We start from the raw sequence: 12,041 nt of genomic DNA, 5'->3' as shown, positions 1-12,041 counted from the left end.
GAAAAAGCATGCCCCATTAGAAAGATCCAATGAACATGCATTTTCTTTTAAATAATTTCCATTATTTTTTTCATTTGTGTGATTCAAAAAGAGAACATCTTGTAATCTTTAAACAGTTAGTTCCTCACCAAAGAGTCCCTAGTAATAGAAAACTTCGAAATGTCATATTCAGTCCGTCCGTCTATGACAAGCTGAGACAATAATTCGCCCAAAACGCTGCTATATTTAAATCCATGGCCTGAAAATCCAGCTGCGATTTTCACATGGGGATATTCAGGGTGTTGGTCTAGGATAAAATTCATATCAGGCGTCTTCGTAATCATACATGACTTTCCTTGTGTCAATTTTCCTGCTGCTCCCGGTAAAAATCTTTCTAAAAAGCTTCTTAAATCACCTTCATCACTAGGATATTGGTTGAAATCCTGTCTCATAAAATCGGGGTCTATATTTCTTTCAGAATCATTTCGGCCGACTTTTACGCCGCTTCCACTGATATTAGGGAAGCCATAGTATCTTTCGTTTTTTAAGCCAAAATAAAAACAAGGCAGCAAAGGATGTTGATAATTGGGATCATTTGTTTCAAACCAACCCAAAGTTTTGCGTACTGTTTTTAATGGCAACCCTAGGGAAGATAGAATTTTACCTGTCCAAGCTCCAGCGCAAATCACAACCTGATCAGCATAAAAAATTGTATCCGCCGTTTTGACCATGGCACCGCTTGCGGAAAAATCGATACTTTCAACCTTCGTATTTGTTTGTAAAGTGGTATTATATATCAATCCTAATTCCCTGTAGGCCATGATACATTCCTCATTCAGAAGGGCCCCGGAAGAAGGTTCAAAATACCCGACAAAATGATCAGGAATTGAAAATCCAGGCCATCTTTTACGGATTTCAGCGGCATGTAATGTCTCCAATGCTAAGGAATGCTCCTTAGCACTTTTTACAGTTTTATCAATAAATGGCGCATCACATTCTCCCACCATCAGCGTACCAGTTGGAATAAATAAGGTTTTATTTATTTCACGTTCCAGCTCCTGCCATAGTTTCTGTGCCTTTAGGGCAAGTTCCACATAGTGGCTGCCTTCTGCAGTAGCGTGGCGGATCAACCGGGTTTCTCCGTGGTGGCTGCCTCTGCCATGAGGCGGGTCAAAGGCATCAATCAGTAAAGTGTCAATTCCTTTTTTAGCTAAATAATAGCCAGCCGCCATTCCAACTGAGCCGGCACCGACAACAATTACACTGTAATGGTTCTTCATACAGACGAACGCCCTTTCAGCTCTTTTTGAAAACGGCTGGGATGAAATGGTTCCATATCAAATTCAGTCTCTCCTGAACAAATGAGATCTGCCATCATTTTGCCGGTTGCCGGAGCCATCGCAACCCCAACCATGCCATGGCCGGTTGCCACAAAGGCATTATCCCAATGGGGAATCTTGCCAAGAACAGGGAGGCCGTCTGGTGTCATTGGACGCATCCCTGTCCATTCCATCTCAGATTCCCCATTTAATTCCTCCGTAAGGTATTTAGATACCGAATGCCGGATTCCTTGTATTCGATTTTTATCTAAATGAGTGTTAATTCCCGATAGTTCCATAGTGCCGCCAATCCTAACGGCTCCATCAAAGGGACTGACACCAGCCTTCGAATCTCCTAAATATAAGGGATGACTAATTTTTACATTTGGGTTAGTGATGGTGATACTATAACCCTTGCCTGCCTCCATCGGCAATGAATAACCTAATTGTTTAGCTAAAAAACCCGACCATGCGCCTGCAGTGAGTAAAAAATGATCAGCCTCAATCCTTTCTTCCCCAGCCAATACAGCAGTTATCTTGTTACCATTCCGTTCAATGCCTGTAACCTCGGTATTTGACCGCAACTGAACGCCTAATGTAGTTAATTTATCTTTAAACGCTTTTGCCAGTGATTCCGGGCGGACATGGCGCTGCTTTTTTAGCCATATTCCGCCGCTGACTTTTTCTGAAATGACGGGTTCTAGTTCACGGACTTCCTCTCCTGATAGTACAATGGGTGTATCATGTCCGTATAACTTTTCATTGCTCTGCAGCTTTTCAACCTTGTGCTTGAGCTCAGATTCATTAAGGAAAACAAAAAGCATGCCTTCACGGTGCATTTCAAATTCCAGCCCATCCGCTTCCAGAGAATCATATAAGGACAGAGTGGAGCGGCTGAGAGTAAGAAGTGCTTTTTCACCCGCATGAAAATCCTCTTTATTACAATGTTTCATAAACTGGGCCAGCCATCCGGACAATTGCGGCATGGCAGAGGGTTTAATATACAATGGACTATCCTTTTTCATTAACCATTTTAGCGATGTGCTGACAAGACCAGGTTCAGGTACAGGGGAATGTAATGCAGGGCAGACCCAGCCTTGATTCCCCCGCGAGCAAGCATTGGCGAAATCATCCTTCTCAAGAACCGTTACCTCTAAACCTTTTTTACGAAGGTAGTAAGCGCATGAAAGTCCGATAATCCCTCCGCCAACAATGACTGCCTTTTGATTCATGTTATTCTCTCCTTATAGGGCTAAATTGAAATCTATCAATCTGATACATTATTTTCTTATCCCATGTCTAATCCATCCAACGACTACTGCTCCCGCTGCAAAATAACAAACAGCAGCTGAAAAATAAACAAGAAGATCCCATCCGCTCATTCTTACAACCTCCTTTTTTAAGAAGATTTTTGATACTAGATTCATTTATTCTTCTACGGGGCGGGAAGGAATCTTATCTTTCGTCAAGAAATGGGTAATGAAGAATACGAGTAAATTCGTGAGTATCCCCATGACAATTCCCGGAATACCAAACGGCTCCCCTAAAACATTCAACCACAAAAGGGTCATAAAGAGACCGGCGATGATAGCAGGCGGTCCTGCATATGGTGATACTTTCCTTTCCAATGGACCTCCCCATAATATGGCAATAGCCATCGGCGGCAGGATAGATGGTGCCCATAATTGGAATACATAGAGCATCAATCCCATTACACTAGGCAGGAATAAAGAGACAATGACACCGCCTACTCCCACAATTAAAGTGGCATATTTGGTCCATTTTAATAAACCATGATCGTCAGCATTCTTATTGATATATCGGCCGTAAATATCCTTAGAAAAAATAACAGCCGCCGTATTTAAGATGGAACTTCCTGTTGACATGACTGCTGCAAGCAATCCGCCGAAAAGTAACCCGATGATACCGATAGGCAGGTATTTTTGTGCATACGTCACAAATACTTCATCCCCATTGATGCCAGGGAATTTAACGAACCCAATCAAGCCGATGACCATAATGACAATGGTAAGGAAAATATACATGATGGCAAATGTAACGGTTCCCCATTTACTAACATTTGCTGTTTTTGATGCTGCATATCGTTGAATATAATGAGGGGCAAGTGCCTCACCTAATAGGAAACTTAAGAAGGTTGAGATAAATACACCAATAGTCCATGGCCCTCCAAAGAAGACTAAATGTCCAGGGTCTATAGCCCCGACCTTATCAATAACCTCTGTCATACCGCCCATTTTTACAACCCCGATGACAGCCGCTGTTGCGATACTGACGGTCAAAAGGATAAATTGCATAGCATCCGTATAAATAACTGCAAGCATTCCTCCGGCCCATGTATAGATAATGGTGATCAATGCTCCAATAATAGTTAAGGTAATAAAAGGCAATCCAATGACGGGCTCTAAGATACGACCCAAGGCCAAAACTTGAACACCGAATATACTAATCATGAATAAGAATGCTAAAATACTAGATATTAATTGCCCGGAACGTCCAAAGTAAAACTCCATGATATCCCCGATAGAATAAACGTTTTTCATTTTACTTATTCGGGGAGCGAAAAAGAAGCCAATGATCAGCTGACTGATGACAACACCTAAAAGGGCTAAAAAGACCACAATTCCTGTATCATAGACAAATGCCACCCGGCCGACAGTAGCCCCGCCGCCAACTAAGGTGGCTGCAATGGTAGCAAAGATTAATGACATTGGCATTGAGCGGCCTGCGACTGAATAATCACTGAAAGATGAGACCTTTTTCATTGAATAATAGCCAATCCATAAAGTAACTAGCAGATAAAGAATTAACAAAAAAAGGTCTAGTCCGCTTATTTGCATCTCCATTCCTCCGGTTCTAAGATTTTCTGTGCCATCGCCAAACCTAAAGATTTAACCTAAATAAAATGAGGGGAAAATTAATGAAAAAAATATACACCTCCTTTTTGATAATATTTTGAATATTTAATAAAATTGTATTATAGTCTGTTTATATTTTCATGGTACTAAGAGCACAAAATATGGTTCTTAAGAAGGGAGATTTTCATGCCATTTGCACAGTCATAAACTGGATAACTGCTCTTTACGATGTCCATTTGTCCATCAATACGGCGAGATACAGCATAATGGAATATTTATGATTATGGACATCAATGCCGCTCAGATCCTGTATTTTAGCTAATCGGTAATGTAATGTGTTTCTATGGATAAAAAGAATCCTGGCTGCTTTTCTTTGATTAAACCCGGATTCACACCAGACAGTGATTGTTTTGGAGAGTTCAGGCCAATCAGGCTGCATCTTTAAGACTGTTAGGGTCTTTAACATATACCGTTCTGACATGTTTTTGGGTATACTGGAAATCAGATCTTCTAAAATTAACTCATGGATGAAATAAATGGGGGCAGGGGAGTTTATCTGTCTTCCTAATTTTAATGCTTGCCACGCATCCTTGTATGATTGACTTAGTTCACCCATATTTTCAGCAGGGGCCCCAATTCCAGTAAATGTTGAAAATCCTCTTTTCTTAAATTCTTGTATGATTTGTAAACTTTTCATCTTTAACTTATCGTAAATTCTATGGCAAGGCTTGTCTGAGTGAAGGGAATGCAAAATACAAAATTTATCATGTGCCATTTCAGCTATTAAATCATTGGTATTGTTAAATGCTCTTTTGATAATGGAATGCAATTCAAATCGAATGGTTTTTACATTGAAGTCAAGGGGAGTGTCATCCTGTATTTTCACTGAATTTTTTGATGCATCCTGAGGAGAAAGATGAATGGCAACAGCTATAAACGAGGTTTTTAGATTATAGCCTAATTCTTGCCCCCGTGTTATCAGATAGGATTCATTTACGAAATGATGATCATAAGAACTGATTTCCTGGATGAGATCTTTTAAGGCCTTCTCTTTTATTAAGGCAGATTTCATATACATTTCCTGATAGATCATCATTTCAATCTGTTTTTTTAAAAGATAACAATACGTTTTTACCTTTTCTCTTTCACCCGTAATACCAAAAGAACCTATGATTTTATTAGAGATTTCAATGGGGAGTGCGAACCCAGGTTTTGTTCCTTCGAGTTTCATTATATTTACGGTATCAGGGTTTGGTTTTCCAGTTTTAATAATTTGGACTGAGGCTTCATGAAACTCTCCAAGCCTTGAGGTATCACTGGCGCCAATAATAATAGAATGTTCGTCCGTAATAATGACTTCATACCCAATAATCTCACTCGTAGATTCCGCGATTTTTTGAACGATGTCCTCAAGCATGTTTCATTCCTCCATATGATTGGAATAAGCATAGATATTAAATTCTTTAAATATACCGAGAATCCTTTATGTTTTGAGCAGGAGGATGGTTAAAAAACGGGGAATTAAATTAGTTTTTGAAGAAGAACATTACGTTTGAGAATCATTTATTTTGGAATGTATTGTCACGGAAAAATCTTTTACGGCATATAAAAAGCACCTCCTTAAATTGTTTTAAGACCAGGAGGTGCTGTATAAGCGGGGGATTACCCGATATTTTAACATTATTTCTGGAGATAAGGGAGTAGTAACTGCTAAGCAATTCCCGCCTTCATCATCATCCCGTCTAAAGGACGTTCCATTTCATTTTCCAGCCAAAGTGCGGTCTGGATTAGTTTATCCAGATCTGTACCTGTTTCAATTCCCATTCCATTAAACATGTTAACCATGTCTTCTGTACAGGCATTTCCTACCGCTTTTGGCGCAAATGGACATCCGCCAAGGCCCCCAATTGAACTATCAAATCGACGCACGCCAGCTTGATAGCCTGCAAGAATATTAGCCAGACCAAGGCCCCGGGTATTATGGAAATGAAGTCCCAGTGATAAATCTTTACCAAACTGGTTATAAAATTCACTAACAACCTTTTGTACCTGCAACGGGTTAGCCATTCCCGTTGTATCTGCCAGCGTAATCTCAGTACACCCCGCATCTAAAAATCTTTCAGCAGCAGTCAGCACTCTTTCTACAGGTACTTCTCCTTCAAAAGGGCATCCAAATGCAGTGCCGAGTACCCCGGCCACCCCTTTATGGGAGGAAACTCCTTCTTGTATCACTTTTGATAGTTCGTCGACTGCTTGATTGACACTTCTTTTGGCATTTCTTAAATTAAACGAATCACTAGTGGTGGTGACAACATGAAGTAAGTGAACATCAGTGCGGAGTGCCCGCTCCAGTCCGGAACGACTTAAGACAAGGCCGCCGTAACGGATATCCTTACGTTTCGGGAGAACCTTCAGCAGTTCTTCTGCATCGGCCATCTGTGGAACAACCTTTGGATTGACGAATGAAACGGCCTCGATATTTCGAATACCTGCATCGATTAATTTAGCAATTAATTCGGCTTTGGTTTCAGTAGAAATCATCTTTTTCTCATTTTGTAATCCATCCCTTGGACCGACTTCACAAATTTCGATCATTTTGCTTCCTCCTTAAATAAGTGGCTGATTTTGATATCATCTAAATGTTTTAAGACATTATCGCGGCCTTGGAAAATGTGTTCGTGCATCGCAATTCGTGCACGTTCTGGCTCTTTATTTTTAATGGCTTCAAAGATGATCTTATGAACTTCAAGTGATTGTTGAAGCTGGAAATCTGTATACCAGTAAAAGGAACGAAAAACCATAGGAACCACGACCACTTTTGAAATATGAAAATACAGGTGTTTGTTTTTTGCTGATGAAACAATCGCTTCATGAAATCTTGAATTTGTATGGACAATGGCTTGGATGCTGGTTAGATCGCGCAGAGAATTGTCATGTATCACTTTATCGTACAATTCATTTGCCGTCTGGAGTTCAATCAAATCTTCCTCCGTTCGGTTTATTGCGGCCTGTCCGGCAGCATAGCTTTCCAGCAGACTTCTTAAATCGTAGATCTCTTTAATATCCTCTTTCGTAAAGTTTCTGACACCTACTCCTCTTTTTAAAGGAACAACCAGTCCTTCAGCTTCTAATTGTTTAATCGCTTCCCGAATAGGGGTTCTGCTTAGGTTCAATTCTTTGGCTAGCGTTTCTTCTGCCAATCTCATGCCAGGCTCGAATTTTCCATGGATAATGGCTTCTTTAATGTAATTATATGCATCCATTTCAACACCTCAGGGTTATTGTATACAAAAACGAAAAAATATTCAATAAATATTCTGAATTGTATGATAAAGATGGAAATAAATAGCTTGAAAAGGGGAAAAATGGACTATTTTTTTGAAAATTTAAAATTATTATTGACTTATTGTATACAAAGAAATAAATTGTACATATAATCTGAAAATTCTAAATTAGCAACAGTGGGAGGAATGAATATGACGGAACCAAAAATGCCGCTGCAAGATCTGCGTGTGTTAGAGTTGGGCACCTTATTGGCTGGTCCGTTTACCGGGAGATTACTGGGGGACTTTGGAGCAGAAGTTATCAAAGTGGAGCCTCCAGGGAAAGCCGATCCAATGAGGGATTGGGGAAAATCAAGGGACGGAGTGGGATTGTGGTGGCCGATTCAATCGAGAAATAAGAAGTCCATCACGCTGAACCTGCGTGAGGAAGAGGGGCAAAACATTTTAAAGGAATTAGTAAAAGAAGCAGATGTTCTAATTGAGAATTTCCGTCCTGGGACAATGGAAAAATGGAATCTCTCTTACGAAACCCTTTCCGAAATTAATCCTAAATTAGTCATGGTCCGGACATCAGGGTACGGACAAACCGGCCCCTATAAAAGCCGTGCTGGATTTGGCAGTGTGGGGGAAGCCATGGGAGGTCTTCGAAATGTAACCGGTTTTAAAGATCGTCCGCCATCAAGGATTGGTGTTTCCATCGGGGATACATTAGCCGCTTTATTCGCTGCCATTGGCTGTCTTGTTGCCATTCATGAAAGGGAACATTCGGGAAAAGGACAGGTAGTGGATACGGCTCTCTATGAATCGGTTTTCTCAATCATGGAAAGCATTATTCCAGATTATTTATTAGCAGGATATGTCCGGGAACGAATGGGAAATATTCTTCCGGGAGTGGCGCCATCCAATATCTATTTTACAAAGGATAAAACCTATATTGTCATTGGTGCAAATGCAGATGGTGTATTCCGCAGGCTATGTGAAGCAATGGGACAGCCGGAGCTTGCAGATGATACACGCTTTTCGACCCATCATGCAAGAGGAGAAAACATGAAGCTTTTGGATTCATTGATTGAAGAGTGGACGAAATCCCTGCCAGCGAAACAAGCTCTAGCCATTTTGGAAGAAAAAGGGGTCCCTTCCGGCTTGATTTATAATGCAAAGGATATTGTTGAAGATCCGCATTATCAAGCGAGGGAGATGATTATCCATGTTGAACATCCTCAGCTGGGTGATTTCCCAATGCCAGGGGTTGTACCAAAATTAAGCAGAACGCCTGGGGAAGTCAAGCATGTCGGTCCGGAGGTGATGGGCAAGCATAATAGTGAAATCTATCAAGAGCTGTTAGGGTTTGATGATCAGAAGTTAAAAGAATTAAAAGAGAAGAAGATTATTTAAACTAGCTTTTAACAGACATAGATTTAGCACAACTCCCTATGGGGTCAATAGAATTTGTTAGAATAACTCGAATAGATAACAGGAGGATCTATATGAACAAAGAAGTGAAAGAACCGATTCGTAAAAAATGGATTTGGATTGGACTTTTCATTATTGTTTTGGGGAATGTGCCTTGGTATTTTACTGACTCCATGGTTGAGCCATACATTCTTGGTGTGCCATTTTGGGGATTCTTCATTTTAGTATTTTCTGTGATTTTATGTGCGTACCTAAGCTGGATTTGTTTGTCGCAATGGAAGATTGTTGAGGATGAAGAAGAAGGGAATAAGTAGAAGGAGGTCCTTATGGGAGAGTTAACGTTTGCCGGGATTGATGGAATTGTCATTTTAACTGTTTTTGCGCTTATCATGCTCGTAATTGGTTATTACTCGGGCCGAGGTGAAAAAAACATCCATGAAAGTTTATCGGGTTATTATTTAGCAGGGGGCAATTTAGGTATTATCGCATTGTTTTTTACCCTGTTCGCCACACAGTATAGCGGGAACACGATTGTCGGCTATGCCCCTGCCGCGTATCGGACAGGTTTTTCCTGGCTGCAGTCCATTTCCTTTATGACAATTATTATTGGTGTCTATCTATTATTTGCACCTAGATTATATGTGATTGCCAAGAAACGCGGCTTTGTGACTCCAACTGATTGGCTGCAACACCGTTTTAATTCAAAAGGAGTAACACTTGTAGCTATTTTCCTCATGCTTTGGGGACTAGGAAACTACCTGCTGGAACAGCTGGTCGCCATTGGTCAGGCTGTATCAGGAATGACAGGCGGGACCATTCCTTACCAAGCAGCTGTAATCGTATTTGTTTTTGTCATGTTAGCGTATGAGTGGATGGGCGGTATGAAAGCAGTTGCCTTTACAGATGTCATGCAGGGAATTGTCCTGTTAATCGGTATTATAGCCTTCGTAGCGGGCGGTGTTTATCTAGCCGGCGGCAGCTTTGGCAGCATTACTCAATTTATCGCTGAAAATGAACCTGCTAAAATAGCGGTCCCATCATCGGAAACGAATATTAATTGGTTCAGTATGCTGGTACTAGTTGGACTTGGTGCAAGTATTTATCCGCATGCCGTTCAAAGAATCTATGCGGCTAAAAGTGAAAAAACGTTAAAGAAGTCGTTTGCCCGCATGGCTTGGATGCCGCTTCTAACGACAGGACTTGTTTTCCTTGTCGGGATCATTGGAATTAAACTTTTCCCAGGTTTAGAGGGGGATGCCTCTGAACAATTAGTAGGGCTGATGGCGAATAAGATTGCGGCTATTAATCCATTTTTCTACTGGATTATGATTATCTTTTTCGGCGGGATTGTCGCCGCGATTGTTTCAACAGCAGACTCTGTTTTATTAAGCTTTTCATCTTTAATTTCAAATGATGTGTATGGAAAATTTATTAAACCAAGTGCCAGTGAACATCGAAAGGTAATGGTAGGGAAAATTATCGGGATCTTTGCGATCTTTGGATTACTATGGATCGCATGGAATCCACCTGGAACCTTGTATGATATATTTGTCCTAAAATTCGAGCTGCTTGTTCAATTATTCCCAGCATTTGTATTAGGTCTTTATTGGAAACGCTTAAGTTCAACACCTGTTTTCTGGGGGATGGTCATAGGTGCAATAGCTGCTGGCATCCTGACCCTTACCGGGCACAAAACAGTAGTTGGAATCCACGGCGGAGTTATCGGGTTAGCCATTAACTTTATTATCTGCGTGGGCGGTTCCTTCTTAACTACTTCTTCTGCTAAGAAAAACCCCGTTCTAGAAGAAGACATGAATGCCGTATATATAAAAGCATAAAGAAATAGTAATTCCTATTAAAGGCGGTATTCTTCAGCCGGTTTCACGCTGGATTCACTATGCAGGATTAAAGAGGCGGGAAAGTATGGAAAAATCAATCGTAAAAAGAAGATCAGTCATCATTTCTGAGCCTTGGCGGATGCTTTTGTTCCTGCTATTGGCTCAGCTTCTCGTTGCTTTTGTTGGGCGTAGTATTGCGCCGCTGGGAGTATTAATTGCCAAAGACCTTTCGCTTTCAAATTCGCAAATTGGGATGCTTCCGGCAGCACTCTTTTTAGGGCAGGCATCGGCTTCCGTACCGGCTGGATTTTTAACTGACCGGTTTGGTTCACGGAAGCTTTTGGTTATTTCCGCTTTTATTCTTGGACTCAGCTTTTTAGTGATGACATTTCTGGGACAGTTTTGGGCGTTGCTGTTGATTGTGACGCTCGGCGGTATTGGCTATGGCTCCATGCATCCGGTTACCACCAGGGGAATCATCGATTGGTTTTCTTTAAAACAACGTGGTACGGCAATGGGTATAAAGCAAACAGGAGTGACCGCAGGTTCTGCGCTTGCAGGTTTTATCCTGCTGCCGCTTGGTGCTGCTTATGGCTGGCGTCCGGTATTACTGGGTGCATGTATCATCTTGTTGATTTGTGTTTGTGTTTCCTACATAGCCTATCAGGATCCGCCGAGTTCAAAAAAATCACCCAGTCAAGGCGGTCTCGTTTCCTTTTATAAATCCATGTTTATGATGGTAAAAAATAAGCAGCTCATGCTGGTCAGTCTAAGTGCTGCGGGATTGAACGGTTCCCAAATGTGCTTGAATACGTATCTCGTTCTATTCGTGTATGAAAAGTTTGGGATTTCGTTAGTGCTCTCTGGGATTCTCTTTGTCATCTCGGAAGTGAGCGGAACAATCGGCCGGATTGCTTGGGGAATGATCAGTGATTTTTTGTTTAAAGGAAACCGGATTGTCATCTTACTCATCATAACGGTGCTTACCGCTGTTTCAAGTCTAACGGTTGCACTGCTTCCAAGCGCATCTTTTTCCATGTTGATTCCAATCGTCATCATCTTTGGATTTTCAGTGTCCGGATTTAATGGCATTTGGATGAACCTGGCAAGTGAAATGGTTCCGCCTGAGCTGGCCGGAATATCAAGTGGTGTGAGTATAACTTTTGGTTCAATGGGGGTCATGCTGGTTCCGCCGATTTTTGGGTTTATGGTTGATAGGACAGGAAGTTTTACATTTGGATGGCTGCTCATTACAGGGCTGATGATTGTTGTGTTTTTTATGTTATTATATTTAGGGATAGCGAAAAAACAGAAATAGCACCGTGCCCGGAT

10 protein-coding genes are annotated in these 12,041 nt (G+C 41.2%); 4 read left to right on the top strand and 6 right to left on the bottom strand.

Going from position 1 to position 12,041, the window contains the following annotated elements; all coding sequences use genetic code 11:
- Positions 1–116: 116 nt before the first annotated feature.
- The 6 genes from solA to M3183_RS14500 form a co-directional block, all read right to left on the bottom strand.
- Positions 117–1,259 (bottom strand): N-methyl-L-tryptophan oxidase, encoded by a 1,143-nt coding sequence (gene solA, locus M3183_RS14525; RefSeq protein WP_251470804.1) that lies wholly within the window; start codon positions 1,257–1,259, stop codon positions 117–119.
- Entirely contained in the window at positions 1,256–2,530 is a 1,275-nt protein-coding gene (locus tag M3183_RS14520; RefSeq protein ID WP_251470803.1) for an NAD(P)/FAD-dependent oxidoreductase, read from the bottom strand. Before M3183_RS14520 ends, solA begins: the two co-directional genes overlap by 4 nt.
- Positions 2,531–2,725: 195 nt before the next feature.
- Positions 2,726–4,156 (bottom strand): sodium:solute symporter family protein, encoded by a 1,431-nt coding sequence (locus tag M3183_RS14515; RefSeq protein ID WP_251470802.1) that lies wholly within the window; start codon positions 4,154–4,156, stop codon positions 2,726–2,728.
- A gap of 241 nt (positions 4,157–4,397) precedes the next feature.
- The gene (locus tag M3183_RS14510) at positions 4,398–5,591 is read right to left on the bottom strand and encodes a CdaR family transcriptional regulator (protein ID WP_251470801.1); all 1,194 of its coding nucleotides are present in this window, start codon (positions 5,589–5,591) and stop codon (positions 4,398–4,400) included.
- Between the two features lie 293 nt (positions 5,592–5,884).
- Positions 5,885–6,769: a hydroxymethylglutaryl-CoA lyase gene (locus M3183_RS14505; RefSeq protein ID WP_251470800.1), complete on the bottom strand. Its 885-nt coding sequence runs from the start codon at positions 6,767–6,769 to the stop codon at positions 5,885–5,887.
- Positions 6,766–7,437 carry a GntR family transcriptional regulator gene (locus M3183_RS14500; RefSeq protein ID WP_251470798.1) on the bottom strand — a complete coding sequence of 224 codons (672 nt, stop codon included), beginning with the start codon at positions 7,435–7,437 and terminating at the stop codon, positions 6,766–6,768. The genes M3183_RS14505 and M3183_RS14500 overlap by 4 nt, the downstream gene beginning before the upstream one ends.
- Before the next feature lie 213 nt (positions 7,438–7,650).
- Here M3183_RS14500 and M3183_RS14495 point away from each other — a divergent pair, with 213 nt between their 5' ends.
- The 4 genes from M3183_RS14495 to M3183_RS14480 all read left to right on the top strand — a co-directional run bounded on the left by M3183_RS14495 (position 7,651) and on the right by M3183_RS14480 (position 12,027).
- Positions 7,651–8,853, top strand: coding sequence for a CaiB/BaiF CoA transferase family protein (locus M3183_RS14495; protein ID WP_251470796.1), 1,203 nt, complete (start codon positions 7,651–7,653; stop codon positions 8,851–8,853).
- Between the two features lie 92 nt (positions 8,854–8,945).
- Positions 8,946–9,185 (top strand): hypothetical protein, encoded by a 240-nt coding sequence (locus M3183_RS14490; RefSeq protein WP_251470795.1) that lies wholly within the window; start codon positions 8,946–8,948, stop codon positions 9,183–9,185.
- Between the two features lie 12 nt (positions 9,186–9,197).
- Positions 9,198–10,709: a sodium:solute symporter family protein gene (locus M3183_RS14485; protein WP_251470794.1), complete on the top strand. Its 1,512-nt coding sequence runs from the start codon at positions 9,198–9,200 to the stop codon at positions 10,707–10,709.
- 85 nt (positions 10,710–10,794) lie between these two features.
- The gene (locus M3183_RS14480; RefSeq protein ID WP_251470793.1) at positions 10,795–12,027 is read left to right on the top strand and encodes an MFS transporter; all 1,233 of its coding nucleotides are present in this window, start codon (positions 10,795–10,797) and stop codon (positions 12,025–12,027) included.
- Positions 12,028–12,041: the final 14 nt, after the last annotated feature.

Origin of the sequence: Neobacillus mesonae (assembly GCF_023715155.1) — a bacterium.
Classification (GTDB): Bacteria; Bacillota; Bacilli; order Bacillales; family Cytobacillaceae; genus Neobacillus; species Neobacillus mesonae_A.
Note: the sequence above shows the minus strand (reverse complement) of the source record. Positions and strands in the feature narration are given on the sequence as shown.

Coding starts and splice junctions, on each gene's coding strand:
- M3183_RS14510 (WP_251470801.1), bottom strand. CDS start 5,591: ATGCTTGAGGACATCGTTCAAAAAATCGCGGAATCTACGAGTGAGATT.
- M3183_RS14520 (WP_251470803.1), bottom strand. CDS start 2,530: ATGAATCAAAAGGCAGTCATTGTTGGCGGAGGGATTATCGGACTTTCA.
- M3183_RS14500 (WP_251470798.1), bottom strand. CDS start 7,437: ATGGATGCATATAATTACATTAAAGAAGCCATTATCCATGGAAAATTC.
- M3183_RS14480 (WP_251470793.1), top strand. CDS start 10,795: ATGGAAAAATCAATCGTAAAAAGAAGATCAGTCATCATTTCTGAGCCT.
- M3183_RS14485 (WP_251470794.1), top strand. CDS start 9,198: ATGGGAGAGTTAACGTTTGCCGGGATTGATGGAATTGTCATTTTAACT.
- M3183_RS14495 (WP_251470796.1), top strand. CDS start 7,651: ATGACGGAACCAAAAATGCCGCTGCAAGATCTGCGTGTGTTAGAGTTG.
- solA (WP_251470804.1), bottom strand. CDS start 1,259: ATGAAGAACCATTACAGTGTAATTGTTGTCGGTGCCGGCTCAGTTGGA.
- M3183_RS14505 (WP_251470800.1), bottom strand. CDS start 6,769: ATGATCGAAATTTGTGAAGTCGGTCCAAGGGATGGATTACAAAATGAG.
- M3183_RS14515 (WP_251470802.1), bottom strand. CDS start 4,156: ATGCAAATAAGCGGACTAGACCTTTTTTTGTTAATTCTTTATCTGCTA.
- M3183_RS14490 (WP_251470795.1), top strand. CDS start 8,946: ATGAACAAAGAAGTGAAAGAACCGATTCGTAAAAAATGGATTTGGATT.